The sequence below is a fragment of the Erwinia sp. JUb26 genome, from assembly GCF_003751505.1.
Taxonomy (GTDB): Bacteria; Pseudomonadota; Gammaproteobacteria; order Enterobacterales; family Enterobacteriaceae; genus Erwinia.
Genome location: NZ_RJVB01000001.1, coordinates 665,308 through 680,533, shown reverse-complemented (window position 1 = coordinate 680,533; position 15,226 = coordinate 665,308). Strand labels below are relative to the sequence as shown.

15 protein-coding genes are annotated in these 15,226 nt (G+C 59.3%); 5 read left to right on the top strand and 10 right to left on the bottom strand.

The features are described from left to right. Positions 1–27: 27 nt before the first annotated feature. The 4 genes from EC836_RS03220 to EC836_RS03205 form a co-directional block, all read right to left on the bottom strand. A complete protein-coding gene (locus tag EC836_RS03220) occupies positions 28–1,338 on the bottom strand; it encodes an ATP-binding protein (protein WP_123330045.1) in 1,311 nt (436 codons plus the stop codon). Beyond that, positions 1,335–2,075: a response regulator gene (locus tag EC836_RS03215; RefSeq protein WP_123330043.1), complete on the bottom strand. Its 741-nt coding sequence runs from the start codon at positions 2,073–2,075 to the stop codon at positions 1,335–1,337. The genes EC836_RS03220 and EC836_RS03215 overlap by 4 nt, the downstream gene beginning before the upstream one ends. Positions 2,076–2,089: 14 nt before the next feature. Then, positions 2,090–3,082 carry an alpha/beta fold hydrolase gene (locus tag EC836_RS03210; RefSeq protein WP_123330041.1) on the bottom strand — a complete coding sequence of 331 codons (993 nt, stop codon included), beginning with the start codon at positions 3,080–3,082 and terminating at the stop codon, positions 2,090–2,092. A 277-nt stretch (positions 3,083–3,359) separates the two neighbouring features. Beyond that, positions 3,360–3,716 carry a cupin domain-containing protein gene (locus tag EC836_RS03205; RefSeq protein WP_123330039.1) on the bottom strand — a complete coding sequence of 119 codons (357 nt, stop codon included), beginning with the start codon at positions 3,714–3,716 and terminating at the stop codon, positions 3,360–3,362. Between the two features lie 540 nt (positions 3,717–4,256). Here EC836_RS03205 and EC836_RS03200 point away from each other — a divergent pair. From EC836_RS03200 to EC836_RS03180, 5 genes are read left to right on the top strand one after another with little or no spacing between them, the layout of a single operon-like run. Further along, positions 4,257–5,402 (top strand): Gfo/Idh/MocA family protein, encoded by a 1,146-nt coding sequence (locus EC836_RS03200; protein WP_123330037.1) that lies wholly within the window; start codon positions 4,257–4,259, stop codon positions 5,400–5,402. Continuing rightward, the gene (locus EC836_RS03195; RefSeq protein ID WP_123330035.1) at positions 5,402–6,292 is read left to right on the top strand and encodes a carbohydrate ABC transporter permease; all 891 of its coding nucleotides are present in this window, start codon (positions 5,402–5,404) and stop codon (positions 6,290–6,292) included. The genes EC836_RS03200 and EC836_RS03195 overlap by 1 nt, the downstream gene beginning before the upstream one ends. After that, positions 6,289–7,131, top strand: coding sequence for a carbohydrate ABC transporter permease (locus EC836_RS03190; protein ID WP_233599092.1), 843 nt, complete (start codon positions 6,289–6,291; stop codon positions 7,129–7,131). The genes EC836_RS03195 and EC836_RS03190 overlap by 4 nt, the downstream gene beginning before the upstream one ends. Positions 7,132–7,155: 24 nt before the next feature. Next, positions 7,156–8,355: an ABC transporter substrate-binding protein gene (locus EC836_RS03185; RefSeq protein WP_123330033.1), complete on the top strand. Its 1,200-nt coding sequence runs from the start codon at positions 7,156–7,158 to the stop codon at positions 8,353–8,355. Between the two features lie 44 nt (positions 8,356–8,399). Continuing rightward, positions 8,400–9,485, top strand: coding sequence for an ABC transporter ATP-binding protein (locus tag EC836_RS03180; RefSeq protein ID WP_123330031.1), 1,086 nt, complete (start codon positions 8,400–8,402; stop codon positions 9,483–9,485). A 1-nt stretch (position 9,486) separates the two neighbouring features. On the opposite strand, the gene EC836_RS03175 is transcribed toward EC836_RS03180, so the two are convergent. The 6 genes from EC836_RS03175 to EC836_RS03150 form a co-directional block, all read right to left on the bottom strand. Beyond that, entirely contained in the window at positions 9,487–10,380 is an 894-nt protein-coding gene (locus EC836_RS03175) for a dihydrodipicolinate synthase family protein (protein WP_123330029.1), read from the bottom strand. A gap of 119 nt (positions 10,381–10,499) precedes the next feature. Then, positions 10,500–11,144, bottom strand: coding sequence for an NrsF family protein (locus tag EC836_RS03170; protein ID WP_123330027.1), 645 nt, complete (start codon positions 11,142–11,144; stop codon positions 10,500–10,502). Continuing rightward, entirely contained in the window at positions 11,131–11,688 is a 558-nt protein-coding gene (locus EC836_RS03165; protein WP_123330025.1) for a sigma-70 family RNA polymerase sigma factor, read from the bottom strand. Before EC836_RS03165 ends, EC836_RS03170 begins: the two co-directional genes overlap by 14 nt. A gap of 11 nt (positions 11,689–11,699) precedes the next feature. Next, positions 11,700–12,932: a protein-disulfide reductase DsbD gene (locus EC836_RS03160; RefSeq protein ID WP_123330024.1), complete on the bottom strand. Its 1,233-nt coding sequence runs from the start codon at positions 12,930–12,932 to the stop codon at positions 11,700–11,702. Between the two features lie 15 nt (positions 12,933–12,947). Further along, positions 12,948–13,517 (bottom strand): peroxiredoxin, encoded by a 570-nt coding sequence (locus EC836_RS03155; RefSeq protein ID WP_199734998.1) that lies wholly within the window; start codon positions 13,515–13,517, stop codon positions 12,948–12,950. A 94-nt stretch (positions 13,518–13,611) separates the two neighbouring features. Continuing rightward, entirely contained in the window at positions 13,612–14,940 is a 1,329-nt protein-coding gene (locus EC836_RS03150; RefSeq protein WP_199735025.1) for a glycoside hydrolase family 10 protein, read from the bottom strand. Between the last annotated feature and the right edge of the window lie 286 nt (positions 14,941–15,226).

Here is a 15,226-nt window from a genome sequence, read left to right as displayed (position 1 = left end):
TTCTACAGGCGATAAAGATACAGTTTGCTACAAACGCATCTCGCGCAGCACAACCGCTGCCTGCAGGCCTCCCTCAGGGCGATTGCTGAGCGTCAGCGTGCCGTTCATTTGCCCCACCAGCTGTGACGCAATCGCCAGCCCCAGCCCCGTGCCACCGGTGTGGCGGCTGCGGGAGTTTTCCAGCCGGTAGAAAGGCTCCAGCACCGCCTGAAGTTCGCGCTCGGGAATGCCCGGCCCGCTGTCGCACACGCTGAACTCCACGCGTTCTGAACCGGTGCGGGAGAGCACAATATCGGCACGATGGCCGAACTTAAGAGCATTATCGGTAAGGTTGGTGATAACCCGCCGCAATGCCTGCGGCCGCACGCTGAAGCGATCGTCACCGCCACACGGCGTAAAGCTCACCGGCAGCCCGATATCCTGATAATCACAGGCGAGGGTGTCGATGAAAGCATTCAGGCTGACGGTCTGCGGTTTCTCTTCCAGCCCTTCAGCGCTGCGGGCGTAAGCAATTCCTTCACGCACCAGTCGACTCATCTGATCCAGATCGCTGAGCAGTTTATCGCGCAGCTCCGGCTGTTCAGACATCTCCACGCGCAGCTTCATCCGGGTGATAGGTGTTTGCAGATCGTGTGAAATCGCCGCGAGGATCTGCGACTTCTCTTTCAGATGATCCTGTATACGCTGCTGCAGATCGTTAAACGCCCGCGCCGCCTGGCGAACCTCCTGCGGCCCGCTGTCAGGCACCGTCTGGATCGTCGGTGAGGCGGGTTTCAGGGTATCCACGGCGCGAATAAACTGGGTGAAAGGACGCGTGACCTGACGAACCGCCAGCCAGCCGCAGCCAAGCAGCAGCAGTAATTGTGCGATCAACACTATCGGTAACCAGGTCGCGATAGCGGGCATGTGCGGCCACAGATTAATGGTCAGCGGGCTGCCATCGTGTAGCGTAAGGTGAACCTGGATATGCTCGCGGCTGCCGGGAATGGAGACAAGGGTCATTGGCCAGGTATCACCCAGCGCGGCCTTCAGCGAGTTAACCGCATCGCGCGAACGCCGGCTGGTGGGGGGAATGCCGGTTTCACCCGGCGAGAGTTCATAGCTGTAGTTTCCTCTGGCCAGCCGGGTCAGCCACTGTGGGCGTTCGGCGGCAGGGAGCCTGTCGAGGATCGCCACGCTGGTGGCAACATCGTTTTCCAGATTTCTCAGCATCACGGTTCTGGCGCTGCTCATACGTTCAATCAGTAGGCTGGCCAGCGTCATGCCGTTGGCCAGCAGCAGGCCCAGCGAAACGATTAACAGCAGACGGGCCAGCAGCGTTCGCGGCCACAGCCTCATTCGAACGCCTCTTTGATAATGGCGGCCGCGGCCAGAACATAGCCTTCGCTGCGGACCGTTTTGATCAGCAGCGGTTCCCGCGCATCTTCCCGCAGCCGCTGACGCAGGCGACTAACCAGCAGATCGATTGAACGTTCAAACAGTTCCGCATCGCGCCCCTGGGTGAGGTTGAGCAGCCGATCGCGGGACAGCACCCGCTGAGGGTGATCGAGAAAAACCCGCAGCAGCCGGTATTCCGCGCCGCTCAACGCCACCACCGTGCCCTGCGTATCCAGCAGATGGCGGGCCGTCGTATCCAGCTGCCAGTCGCCAAAAGCAATGATCCGCCCGGCTTCCGTCACCTGCAGATTCGGCGGCAGGGCGCGCGTGCGGCGGAGGATCGCCTTGATCCTCGCCAGCAGCTCCCGGGCAACAAACGGCTTAACCAGATAGTCATCTGCACCCATTTCCAGCCCGAGAATACGGTCGGTGTCCTCCCCCCGGGCGGTGAGCATCAGTACCGGCATATTTTTCTGCGGGTCGCTGCGCAGCTGGCGGCACAGCGTCAGGCCGTCGTCACCCGGCATCATAATATCCAGTACCACCAGGTCAATATGCCGGTTCCCCAGTACCGACCGCATTTCGCGGCCGTTCGCCGCCCCGGTCGCGGCGTAGCCGGATTTAATCAGGTAGTCGACGATCAGCTCACGAATATCGCGGTCGTCATCCACCACCAGTATGTGATCGATATGGTCCAGGGGAGGCTCCTTGGTTACATGCCCGCGGCGTCAACGACGGCCTGAACAAAGCGTTCAGGATCTTCCTGCGGAGGATTGTGTCCGATATTACCGTTAAACGTCCGGTGTTCATATTTCCCGCTGAACTTAGCGCGATAGGCCGACGGGGCCGGATGCGGCGCGCCATTGTTGTCGCCTTCGATGGTGATGGTTGGCACGCCGATGGCTGGAAGGGCCGCCAGCTTCTGTTCATAGTCTGCGTATTGCTTTTCGCTCTTTTCCAGACCCAGCCGCCAGCGATAGTTGCTGAGGGTAATCGCCACGTGATCGGGGTTGTTCAGCGCGCGGGCGCTTTTCTCGAAGGTGGCATCGGTAAATTTCCAGCCGGGTGAAGCCTGCTGCCAGATCAGCCGGGCAAAGTCTTTGGTGTTTTCAGCATAGCCATTAGCGCCGCGCTCGGTGGCGAAATAAAACTGATACCACCACTGCAGCTCCGCCTGCGGCGGCAGCGGTTTGCGGCCCAGCGCCTGGCTGCCGATCAGATAGCCGCTGACCGAAACCAGAGACTTCACGCGTTCCGGCCACAGGGCCGCCACGATATCTGCGGTGCGTGCTCCCCAGTCGTAGCCGGCAAAAACGGCCTGTTTGACGTTTAACGCATTCATCAGGTCGACCACATCCTTCGCCATCGCTGCGGGTTCGCCATTACGCGGGGTTTTGTCCGACAGGAAGCGGGTGGTTCCGTAGCCGCGCAGCCAGGGAACAATCACCCGATAGCCTTTTGCGGCCAGTTCCGGCGCTACCCGCGCGTAGCTCTGAATATCGTAGGGCCAGCCGTGCAGCAATATAATCGCCTGACCATCGTGAGGGCCGATATCCACATAGCCGACGTTGAGTACGCCGGCATTAATCTGCTTAATCTGTTCAAATCCGGCGCTGTAGTCCTGAACCGGTTGCGTTGCGGATGCCTGACAGGCGACAACATTAGCCATAGCGGCCAGCAGTAATGACGTGATCCGTATTTTCATTTTATGCCTCAGGGGGTGTTTGCTTGGTTGAGGCTATGAAAACACGCTGATGTATGCGGAATATGTTCATCGAACGGGGTTGTGCCTCACTCTGTAACCCAGTTAGAGGCAGATACAGTGTGATACAACGTTCCCGGCAAGCACAGAGCACGGAGGCCGTGCGGCGCGGTGAAAGCCCTGTTCGGGGCAGGGGGCGCGGGGGGGAAAGCGGTAGTTCACGGTCAGCCGCTGTCGCCGACCGTTTCGCCTAGGGGATTGGGATCACGCTTGGGGCCGATCAGTTCGCGTCAAAAATCACATAAACTTTACGCATCTGGGTTTCCACCACCCAGGTTCCCTGCGTGTTGGCTTCGAAAAACAGCGTGTCGCCGCCCTTAAAGCTGACCGGCTCTTCGCCGTCGGTGGTGAAGGTGCCGCTGCCGCTGAGAATATGCATGACCTCCGCCTGCTTCACGCCGCGGCGATAGCTGCCCGCCGAGCATTCGAAAATGCCGGTATCGATATCGTCCTTGCCGGGGATTTTTTTCTCCAGCCCGAAGACCTTAATCGGCGGGCTGCCCGGCAGGCCTTCCACGCTACCGCAGGCTTCAAGGGATTCGATGGCGGCGGGCTGTTCAATTTTCTGTACTTTCATTTCAGGTGATTCCTTAAGAGGGATGCGTATGCGACGTCGTAAGGTAATGAAAAAACGCAGGTTAATTGCGTGATGACACCAAGATTAGCGAATTAATTAAGCAGATGGTCTGATTTATTGGCGGGCATTTAACATTTTTGCGCGAAAATCAGCGGCGTTGAGGCAGGATATTTTTGCTATGCCGGGCAATGAGCAGATGCATGGCTGAGAGAGAAAAATGTGTTGCACAGCCCGCCACCGGGCAAGGTTTATCGGGTAAAGTTGCCCCACACATGTCAATTAAAAATAACCTGCTCAGGTCAGCAAGCCAGATATTACGTCAGAAAGAAAAGTGCCGAAACAAACCACGCCGAGTTCTGTGTTAAGAAATTTTTAATTATCATCATTATTGATTATTTAGATATCTAACTTTATGAATTGTAATGTATTCGTTATATCTGTAATCCTGCATACGTTACCCATAATTATTATTATCTTTCAGATTAAAGGCTATTTACCCTCTGTCGTTGTTTAATTCAATCCATACGGCGAATGTAAAAAGTGAAAATTGCTATTATCGGTCTGGGGCTGCGTCTGGGTTATGTGGCACGGATATTTTCTGAACTGGTCCTCGATCTTGAGATCGTCGGCTACTCCGATCCTGAACCCGTAGGGCTGCCCTACACCCAGGAATACGGGGTGAATACCGGGAAAGCGTTCTCCGCGATCGATGAACTGCTTGCCGTGCCCAATCTGGATCTAGTGCTGATCGGTTCACCGAATCATCTGCATCTTGAACATATCGCCGCCGCGCTGGAAGCCGGGCACCGGGTGCTGTGTGAAAAACCGATCGTCGCCAGCGAAGAGCAGACCCTGGCGCTGGCGCGCCTGATCCATCGCTTTGGCGCAGACCGCATTCTGGTCGGGCTGGTGATGCGTTACACGCCGCTGTATGCCGACCTCAAAGCCCTGAAAACCAACGGTACGCTGGGCGAGATCTCAAGCATTGAAGCCTCTGAACACATTCCGCCTTATCACGGCGCGTTCTTTATGCGCGACTGGCGGCGCTACGAAAAATATTCCGGCGGCTTCCTGCTGGAGAAGTGCTGCCACGATCTGGATATCTACCAGGGGATAGTCGGCGCACGCGCCGGTCGCGTAGCCAGCTTCGGCGGCAGAAAGCTGTTCGTGCCAGAAAATGCGGCGCTGGAGCGGGAAGATATTCACCACAGCAAACCGGCTGGCTGGCAGGGCAGCACGGCGGTATTTGATAACGACGGCGATATCGTTGACTACCAGACGGCGATCATTGAATACCAGAACGGCGCGACCATGGCTTTTCACGCCAACCTCAACGTGCCGGATCTGTTCCGCCGCTTCTGCATCGTGGGCACTACGGCAACGGCAGAGGGCGACTTTATCCGTAACACCCTGCAGGTTCACCGCTCGCCGGACGGCGAAAAAATCGTCGATAACCATCACTATGCCCGCACCGAACTGGGCCATCACTACGGCGGCGACGAGCGGATGGTGAAGGACATTGTCGATCATCTGCTGCATAACCAGCCGCTTCCGGTCTCGGTGATCGATGCGCTGGAAGCAGGGCTGACGGCGATCAAAATTGATGAAGCGCGCCGCAGCGGCAGCCTGCTGGATCTGACCGAAAGCTGGCGGCGTTTTGACGCGGCGCTGAACGGCGAAGCCTGATGTCCCGCTCGTATCGCCGCGACAGGCGGCTGGCGCTGCTGCTGATGGCTCCGGCCGTGTTCTATCTGCTGGCTCTGGTGCTGTGGCCGCTGATTAACACCGTGATCCTGTCGTTTACCAATGCCTCGCTGCGGCAGAGCTATCGGTGGGTCGGCTGGCAGAACTATCAAACCCTGTTTAATGACGGTTTTTTCAGCGTGCTGCTGCGCACGCTGCTGTGGACGCTGTTTGCCGTGGCGATGAAGCTGCTGTTCGGCCTGACCGGCGCGCTGCTGCTGAACGCCTCGCTGGCGGGAAAGAAGCTGTTCCGGCTGCTGATTATTCCACCGTGGGTGATCCCGGTAGCCATCAGCATGTTTATCTGGGGCTGGCTGTACAACGGCCAGTTCGGCGCGATTTCCGGTCTGCTTCAGCGTAGCGGCCTGCTGGACGGGCCGTTTGAGTTTCTGGCTTTCCCCAACAGCGCCTTTTTTGCCTCGGCGATTGCCGACATCTGGGTGGGGATCCCGATGGTGGCGCTGTTTCTGCTGGCGGCGCTGCAGGGGATTTCGGGGGATCTGTACGAGGCGGCGTGGGTTGACGGTGCCGGGCGCGGCTATCGGCTGCGGCGCATCACGCTGCCGCTGGTATGGCCCGCAGTGGCCAGTATGGGCGTGCTCTCGGCGCTGTTTACCCTTAACGCCTTTGATGCCATCTGGATCCTGACGCGCGGCGGGCCGCTGGATGCCACCAACACGCTGATTATTGACGCTTACCGCACGGGGATTGGCAGCTTCCGCTTCGGGCTGGGTGCCGCCAAGAGCGTGATGATCGCCGTGGTGACGCTGCTGTTTGCCTTTGGCTATTTCGCGCTGCTGCGAACCCGGCAGCCAGGAGGACAACGCCCGTGATCAACCGCTATCGACTGCATGAGAAAATGGCGCTGTATGCGGCCATTTTCCTGTTCCTGCTGGTGCTGCTGTTTCCGTTTTATGAGGCGGTAAAAGCCGCATTCAGCCCGCTGTCTTCGCTGTTTCGTGCCCCCTGGCATCCGCTGCCGCAGCATTTTTCGCTGGAGGCCTGGCAGAGCATGTGGCAGCGGGTGCCGTATCTGCCGCGTTACATCTTTAACAGTGTACTGATCGCCGGCGTCTCCACGCTGCTGACGCTGGTGCTGTCGGTGCCCGCCGCCTACGCGCTGACCCGGCTGCCGGTACCCGGCGTGCGCTACTTCTGGGCGTTGTTTCTGGGGGTGAACGTCTTCTCCGGCGCGGTGCTGCTGATCCCGCTTTACCGCATGATGAAAGCCTGGGGAATGCTGAACAGCTATGCCGGAATGATCGTGCCCGGGACGGCGTTTTTAATCCCCACGGCGGCGTGGTTGCTGCGGACCTACCTTTCACAGGTCCCCCGCGATCTGGAAGATGCGGCGCGCTGCGACGGCGCAGGTCGGCTCTACATTCTGCGGCGGGTGGTCCTGCCGCTGATCAAACCCGGGCTGGTGGCGGTCGGGGTGATTACCTTTATCAACAGCTATGCCAATCAGTTTATCTTCGCGCTGACCTTTAACTCAAAGCGCGAATACATGCCCATCGCGGTCGGCATCTTCGACTTCTTTGGCCGTAATACCGTGCAGTGGAATGAATTAATGGCGGCCTGTCTGGTCGGCATCGTTCCCGCACTGCTGATTTTCGTCGTTCTACAGCGGTATTTAATCGATGGGTTAACCAAAGGTGCCGTTAAGCATTAATTTTATCTTTCATTCAGGGGAAATATGAACAAGTTAGCCATGGGGATTTTACTGGCGCTGGCGGCATCCGGTGCGCAGGCAGCTAATGAAAAAATCATTAATTTTATCCAGTGCGGCAGTAAAGCGTCGCCGGGGATTGAAGAGAATATCAGCGCGTTTAACCAGGCCAATCCCGGTTACAAAGTGGTGCTGGAGGTGGTGGGCTGGGATCAGTGCGAGCAGAAGGTGACCACGCTGGCCTCTGCCGGTAATGCCCCGGCGCTGGCGCAGGTGGGGTCGCGTACGCTGAGCCGCTTCTACCAGAACGATCTCATCGTGCCGGTACCGCTCAGCGCGGCTGAGAAGAGCAGCTACTATCCGGCAGTGCTGGATACCGTCCATTATGAAGGCGAGTATCTTGGCCTGCCGGTGGCGCTCTCCACCCGCGCGCTGTTCTGGAACAAAGCGCTGTTTAAGCAGGCCGGTCTGAACCCGGAGCAGCCGCCGAAGACCTGGCAGGAACTGCTGGACGATTCGCGCATTATCAAAGAGAAAACCGGCGCGGCGGGCTTCGGCCTGACCGGTAAAGCCTTCAGCAGCACCACGCACAGCTTCCTGCTGTGGCTGTACAGCAACGGCGGTGCGGTGCGGGACGGCGACAAAGTAGTGTTTAACTCACCGCAAGCGGTTGAAACGCTGGAGTGGTACCAGAAGATCCTGCCGTATGCCGAACCTGGTCCAGTGGCCTACGATGCCGAAGCGCTGCGTCCGCTGTTCCATCAGGGCAAAGTGGCGATGTTTATGTCCGGCTCGTGGGAGCGCGGTCAGTTCCCGGCGGGTCTGGAGTGGGGCGTTGCGCCGCTGCCTTACGGCCCACACGGTAAGCCGAGCAATCTGCTGGTTACCGACAGCCTGGCGATTTTCAAAGGCACCGGCGTGGAAGATAAAGCCATCGCCTTCGCGAAGTTTATTACTACCCCGGACCGTCAGCTGGCCTATGAGAAAGGCTACGGCTTTACCCCGGTGCGCCCGGACCATGGACCGAAACAGCTGGTGGCGGAAGATGCCAGCTGGAAGCCGTTTATCGACGGTGTGGCGCTGGGGAAAGCGGAACCGCTGTTCTACGATCCGGAGCAGTTCCAGCAGACGATCAACACTGCTATCCAGCAGGTATTACTGAATCAGGCCACGCCTGAACAGGCGGTGAAGACCGCCGCACAGGCGCTGGAACAGAACGGCAAATAAGTACCGGTGGCCCGCCTGCGCGCGGGCCATGACCTGAGGAAGCTATGCGTCAGTTACGTATTGAACATCTGGAAAAACGTCATCAGGGGCAGATTATCCTGCATGACATCAACTTGACCGTGCAGCAGGGCGAGTTTGTGGTGTTTGTCGGGCCGTCCGGCTGCGGGAAAACCACGCTGCTGCGCAGCCTGGCGGGGCTGGAGGAAATCCACGGCGGCCGCATTCTGCTGGACGATCGCGACGTCACCGAGGCATCGCCCATCGAGCGTGAAGTGGCGATGGTTTTTCAGTCCTACGCGCTGTATCCACATCTGACAGTCTTTGAAAACCTTGCCTTCCCGCTGCGGGTGGCGAAGCTGCCGGAATCGCAGATTGTCACTGCGGTTCACGCGGCGGCGGAGTCGTTACAGCTGACCGCACATCTGCAGCACAAGCCCGGCATGCTTTCCGGCGGGCAGAGACAGCGGGTGGCTATCGGCCGCGCGATTGTGCGGAAACCGGCAATTTTCCTGTTCGATGAGCCGCTGTCGAATCTTGATGCCGGGCTGCGGGGCAGCATGCGCCAGGAAATCTTACGCCTGCACCGCACGCTGGGCGTGACCACCCTGTACGTCACCCACGATCAGATTGAGGCAATGACCATGGCCGATCGCATCGTGGTATTGAACAAAGGCCATATTGAGCAGAGCGGCACTCCGGAAGAACTCTACTTCCAGCCGCGCAGCCTGTTTGTGGCAAAGTTTATCGGCCATCCGCAGATCAACACCTTTACCGCGCAGATTGAACATCAGGACGACGGGCTCGTCCGGCTGGCGCTCTCGTCACTGCCGGCTATCCCGCTGCTAACCTTGCCGTCGCCACCGGAGAGTGACAACGTCACGCTGGCGGTTCGTCCGGAGCATATGCAGCTCAGCCTGACGGCGACGGGTGCCGACGGGGAACTGCCGTTTGAGGTTAGTAATATGGAATGGCAGGGCAATCAGAGCATGCTGTACGGCGAAATCGGCGGGCAGCCCGCCTGCTGCGTCACGGCGGACTATATTGAGAAATCGCAGCTTTCCCGCTGCTACGTGCGCTTTCCGGCCGAGCGCATTCTGCTGTTTAACGCTGAGGGGAGCCGTGTGGAATAAACTATGCCAGTTCCAGCGAGGTGATGACCTGTTTAATCTCCGCCACGTCGGCAGTTCCCAATGGTTTGAGCGGGCGCGGCAGGCAGTCGATCTCGGTTAACCCCAGTAGCCCGGCCGCAGCGGCGATGACGCGAATACTGCCGCCGTGCCTGCGGAACAAATCCCACAGCGGGTTCAGTCGCTCGGTCAGCGCGGTGACCTGCGCTTTGTCGCCACGGGCGGCGGCGTCGGTAATCGCTTTTGCGGTGCGCGGGAACAGGCCGCCGCAGACCGAGTACCAGGCTTCGCAGCCCGCATTCAGCCCCAGCCCGGCAAACGCATCGCCGCTGATGCCAATGGTCACCCTTGCAGGCAACTGGCGGCGTAGATTAGCCACTCTTTCCCTGGCGGCTTCCGGCTGGTCAGGTACGCCCGGTATTTTAACGGATTTCACCCCCGGCAGCGCGGCGATACGGCCGTGTAGCGCGTCGGAGAATTCAAAGTGGCTGGTTCCGGGGTTGTCGTAAATACAGATCGGCAGTGAAACCCGCTGGCTGACCGTTTCGAACAGGCCAAACACGTCATCGTCGTTAAGCTTCTGGTACGAGATCGCCGGGAGCAGCAGGGCGCTGGCACCGGCCTGCTGGGCATCCTCCGCCAGCCGCAGAACTTCATCGGTGCCGACGGCACCAATACACACCATCATCGGGATCGTACCCAGCTCCTGCTTCGCCAGGGTGGCGACGCGTTTGCGCTGTTCGCGGGTCAGATAGGCGTAACTGCCCGTTGAACCCAGCACGCCCGCAGAATCAGCCTGCGCGGCGACAATCCGCTGAATGATGCTGACAAACCCTCTTTCATCGATGCCCGTAGCGGTAACGGGGGTCAGGGAGAAAGCGCTGAGACCGGTAAACATGGTGACTCCTGAGCGATTAGCGAAACGAATAAGCCATCTGAAGGGAATGGCACATTGTCATATGACAATGTGCCGTCACACACACAATAGAGCTTCTGCATTTCGCTGACAAGCGCCCGTTATCGGTCCAGCGCCACCCAGCGTTTCCCAACCAGAATCGTCAGGGCCACAATCGCCAGCACCGCCGCCAGGTGCATCACAAAATCCAGCACGTGAAGATGCACCGGATGGCAAAAAGCCAGCAGGCTGGCAGACAGGCTGGCAATCCCCACGCCCGCCATCGCCAGGCTGCGCACCGGATGCAGCGAGCGGCTGCGGCGCAGGCTGGCAATCATCAGCAGCATCATCGGCGTGCTGACCACCATCAGGAAAGTAAAGCAGCGCGTGCTGTCGTCGTCATGCTGGGATAGATGCAGCGGCACGTCGTGGCCCTGCATGTTTATGACGCTCAGCCCGAACCACATCAGCGCGATGGGCAGCAGCGCTTTCCAGCTGACAGAACGACGCCCGGCAATGCTCAGGGTAAAGGCGCTGCGTATCGCCAGCGTGCCGAGTAAAAAGGCCAGCGCCACCTGAACAATCGCCAGCTTCGCGCCCGGCTGCGACCAGTCGGTCAGCCCGCGCGGCACCAGAAAGCTGGCAGCGACGGCGCAAGGCAGGGCCACGGCCAGCCAGGCCAGCACCCGCAGACCGGTGGGCCGGATGCGTCTGACGGGCGCAATCTCCCGTCCGAGTTTTTCAATTAAGGCATTATGATCGGTCATGACTGGCTCCAAAACGACGCAGGTTTTTCAGCGCCCGGTGCAGCAGCGATTTCACCGCAGCCACCGTCAGATGGTTATGCGCGGCCGCTTCCGTCAGGCTCATTTCGCGCAGGTGGACGTGTTCAACAATTTCCCGCTGCCGGGTCGGCAGCTGATTCAGGTAACCTTCCAGCTCCTGCTGGCTTTCCGCACGCTGCGTATTCGGCTGGCTGGCCACTTCCGGCAGCGTCTCCTCCGGGATTTCCCACTGCTGGTAGCGACCGTGCCGCCGCAGGGCATCGATCGCGCGGGCGGAGATAATGGCCATCAGCCATGGCAGAAAAGGAAAGGCGGGATCGTAGGTATGGCGTACCCGGTGCACCGTCAGCAGCACATCCTGCACTACATCCTCGGTCAGCGCGCTGTCAGCGATCCGTCTTCGCACCTGCGAGCGGATCACCGGCACCAGCGCCTTCAGCAATCGGGTATAGGCAGGACGATCGCCTGCCTGTGCCTGTTCCATAAGCGCGGGCCAGCTATCGCGCGCGCTGTCGTTCATTTCCATCTTCCGCCTTGTTACGCTTTTTTACCGGCTGCCTGGTTCAGTGCATTCACCACAATGCCCGGCGTCAGCACCTGCGGCAGTACTTTTGGTGGGCCGCCGTCGGCGGGATACACCACGTACAGCGGCAGGCCGCCCTGACCAAACTCGTTCAGTGCATCGTCCACGTCCGGGTTAAATTTGGTGGAGTCCGCCACCATATAGCGCGTGCCTGTTTTGGCCAGCGCGTCTTTAACGGCCTGGGTGGAGAGCGAGGTTTTCTCGTTAACCTGACAGGTTATACACCAGGAGGCGGTAAAGTTCACAAAGATAGCTTTACCCTTTCCGCGCTGGGCGGCAACGGTCTGCGGCGTCCATTTTTCCTGCGTGACTTCCGTTGCAGCGGCTTCTCCGGGCAGAGCATCCCCCGGCTTGATCAGGCCGGGAAGCGGGGCCAGCACGGCGACGATCAGCACGGCGGTCACCGCATACATCAGCTTATGGCCTTTCCCCTGCAGGTGACGATGCTGCGCCATACCGTACAGCCAGGCCGCAAAGCTCAGCACCACGGAGGCGGCCAGCAGCGTGGCCAGCGCACCGCTGCCCGCCTGCTGCGCCAGTACCCACACCAGCCAGGCGTACGCGCCAAACATCGGGAAGGCCAGCGCGCGCTTAAGAATATCCATCCATACGCCGGGTTTGGGCAACAGCCGTGCGAGCGCCGGGAACAGCGAAATCAGGGTAAAGGGCGCGGCAAAGCCCATCGCCAGCGCAAAGAAAATCACCAGTGCCACCGCCGGTGGCTGCACCAGCGCATAGCCAATGGCGCTGGCCATAAACGGCGCGGCACAGGGGGTAGCGACAATAATCGCCAGCGCGCCAGTCAGCGCGGAGCGAACAAAAGCGCCGCGCCCGACGTCAAGCGCGCCCACGCGCTGCGCCGACAGGCCGACTTCAAATACGCCCAGCAGGTTCAGCGCCGCGGCAAGGATCACCAGCGACAGCAGGGCGATCACCAGCGGTGACTGCAGCTGGAATCCCCAGCCCACAGCCGCGCCTCCCGCACGGGCCGCCAGCAGGATCCCCGCCAGCGCCATCATGGTTACCGTCACGCCCAGCAGAAAGCCCAGCCCCTCGCGGCGGGTGCTGGCGGAATTATCCGCATGGCGCAGCAGCCCGAACGCCTTAAGTGAGATCACCGGGAACACGCAGGGCATGAAGTTCAGAATAATGCCGCCAATAAAGGCGGCCAGCATGGCAGTTAACATCGCTGGCCTCGTGGCTTAGTGGGTACGTGGATGAGCCGTGTCGTACTGCTTCACGGCGGCCAGCGTTTTCTCGATATGGGTTTCCGGATTTCTGTCAGTGTAGCTCAGCAGAATCTTACCATCCGGGGCGATGACGTAAGAGGTGCGGTCGGAAAGGGTTTTGCCTTTCATCTGCATCTGGGTCTGATATTCACCGGCCACTTTCGCACCCGGATCGGCGGCTACCGCAAACTTGTCGCGGCACTCCAGCTTGGAGAAATCGCTGACCTGCTCGGTATTTCCGGCGGTCACGCCAATCACCGTTGCACCCATTTTCGTGAAATCATCGGTCGCTTCGGCAAAGTCGTGGGCTTCGATGGTGCAGCCCGCGCTGAAGGCCGCCGGGAAGAAGTACAGGACCACCGGGCCTTTTTGCAGCGCGTTTTGCAATGAGAAGGTAATCGGCTTGCCGGCCAGCGCGCCCTGCAATTCGAAATCAGGCGCTTTCGCCCCGGCGGGCAGTGCGGCGCCGGCATTAAAGGCGAGGGCGGACAGGCCCAGCGCGGCGGAGAAGGTCAGTGTAGAGGCGATTTTTTTCAGTTTCATTATCTGCTCCTGCGAAGTAAGTGAGTGCCGGTTTGGTTGACTCCTTTATCAGTTCGCAGCAGCAGACAGAAAAGTTGCGGCGGGGAGAAAAAAATTATTCTCCCCAGCGTTTTCTCAGGTAGTTGACCGCGTCCTGCGTCTGCGGTTGATTGAGGTAGTTCTCCCTGAAGAGGATGGTGCCACTGATTTGCGGCAGCGACTCATTCAGATCCAGCTGTTTCTTCAGCTCCGGCACGCCACCGCCGATGGTCCAGTCCGGCTCGTTCTTCGACGGCTCGCCGACTTTATACAGAGCAATGCCGATATAGAGACGGGTTTTGGTCGGTTTCACCACCTCCGCCCACCATTTTGCCAGCACGTCATAGCGGGCGGCATCGCGGGCGAAAGGCCAGTAGATCTGCGGCGCAATGTAGTCCAGCAGCCCCTGCTGCACCCAGCGCCGGGTATCCGCATAGGATTCGTCATAGGCGGCCGCGCCCCGCGTGTCGGAACCTGCCGCATCGTGGGAGCGATTGCGCCACACGCCTGCCGGGCTGACGCCAAACTCCACATTCGGTTTCAGCTGTTTAATGGTGCGGGAAACCTGCTCAATCAGCATCTGGGTATTGTGCCGCCGCCAGTCGGCTTTAGAGGCAAAGCCCTGGCCGTACTGCCTGAAAGTCTGACTGTCGTTCAGCGCCGAACCGGGCGACTCGGTATAGAAGTAATCGTCAAACTGCACGCCGTCCACCGGATAGCGCGCCACCACCTCGGCAACGATGCTGGTGATCCAGTCGCGGGCGTCGGGAATACCCGGGTCGAGAACATAACGATCGCCCGAAGTGCGGATCCAGTTGCGGTGCAGCACAAAAACGCTGGCCGGATTCTGCGACAGCGTGCGGTTCAGCTCCGTAACGGTTCCGGGTTTGGTATTAACGGTGACGCGGTAGGGGTTAAACCAGGCGTGAACCTTAATGCCGCGCCGGTGCGCTTCATCGAGCATAAACTGCAGCGGATCGTAGCCCGGATCCCGGCCAATTTTGCCGGTCATCATATCCGACCACGGCAGGATTTTTGACGGCCACAGCGCGGTGCCGTCGGGTTTCACCTGGAAGAACACCGCATTAATGCCAAGGCTTTTCAGCTTATCCAGCTTGTCGGTCAGCGCTTTTTTCTGCTGGCTGATGCGCTGGGCGTCATTACTGATATTCACCGACGCGATCGGCGGCCAGTCCAGGCGGGAAACGGTGGTTAACCACACACCCCGCATCGGCTGCTGGCTTTGCGGCACGGTCGGCTGCGGCGGATGGGCCACGGTCGGCAGCGGCGTGACGAGGGAAACCGGCGGCTTTCCGGCACAGCTGGCAAGGAGCAGCCCGGCCGCGATAAGCAGGCCTGACCGGCCTTTAGACCGAGGAGAGAGATGACGGAACCGGACGATGATCGACTTCCTTTTTCATATCAGCACAGTGGGAGGTATTTTCTGATTATCTGCAACGTTGTCAATGTAGCATCTTACGCACGATTCAGCGCTTCGCTTCCGGCATAAATTTACACGCTAAACGCCCACGATGATAACGCGTGAGCATGATTAATCTCAGTAAAATCGAAAACCGGGGATTTCAGGAAAGGTTAAGCGGGAAACAACAGCGGGGATGTGAAACAGTATCGATCCGGGCAAGCTCAGTCATTACCGCCGTTATAAACAGACCAGAGCTGAACCTGCCCGG

Excerpts from the sequence above, each read along its gene's own strand:
- EC836_RS03210 (WP_123330041.1), bottom strand. The coding sequence starts at position 3,082 with ATGAAAATACGGATCACGTCATTACTGCTGGCCGCTATGGCTAATGTT.
- EC836_RS03205 (WP_123330039.1), bottom strand. The coding sequence starts at position 3,716 with ATGAAAGTACAGAAAATTGAACAGCCCGCCGCCATCGAATCCCTTGAA.
- EC836_RS03160 (WP_123330024.1), bottom strand. The coding sequence starts at position 12,932 with ATGTTAACTGCCATGCTGGCCGCCTTTATTGGCGGCATTATTCTGAAC.
- EC836_RS03195 (WP_123330035.1), top strand. The coding sequence starts at position 5,402 with ATGTCCCGCTCGTATCGCCGCGACAGGCGGCTGGCGCTGCTGCTGATG.
- EC836_RS03180 (WP_123330031.1), top strand. The coding sequence starts at position 8,400 with ATGCGTCAGTTACGTATTGAACATCTGGAAAAACGTCATCAGGGGCAG.
- EC836_RS03175 (WP_123330029.1), bottom strand. The coding sequence starts at position 10,380 with ATGTTTACCGGTCTCAGCGCTTTCTCCCTGACCCCCGTTACCGCTACG.
- EC836_RS03165 (WP_123330025.1), bottom strand. The coding sequence starts at position 11,688 with ATGGAAATGAACGACAGCGCGCGCGATAGCTGGCCCGCGCTTATGGAA.
- EC836_RS03185 (WP_123330033.1), top strand. The coding sequence starts at position 7,156 with ATGAACAAGTTAGCCATGGGGATTTTACTGGCGCTGGCGGCATCCGGT.
- EC836_RS03170 (WP_123330027.1), bottom strand. The coding sequence starts at position 11,144 with ATGACCGATCATAATGCCTTAATTGAAAAACTCGGACGGGAGATTGCG.
- EC836_RS03155 (WP_199734998.1), bottom strand. The coding sequence starts at position 13,517 with ATGAAACTGAAAAAAATCGCCTCTACACTGACCTTCTCCGCCGCGCTG.
- EC836_RS03220 (WP_123330045.1), bottom strand. The coding sequence starts at position 1,338 with ATGAGGCTGTGGCCGCGAACGCTGCTGGCCCGTCTGCTGTTAATCGTT.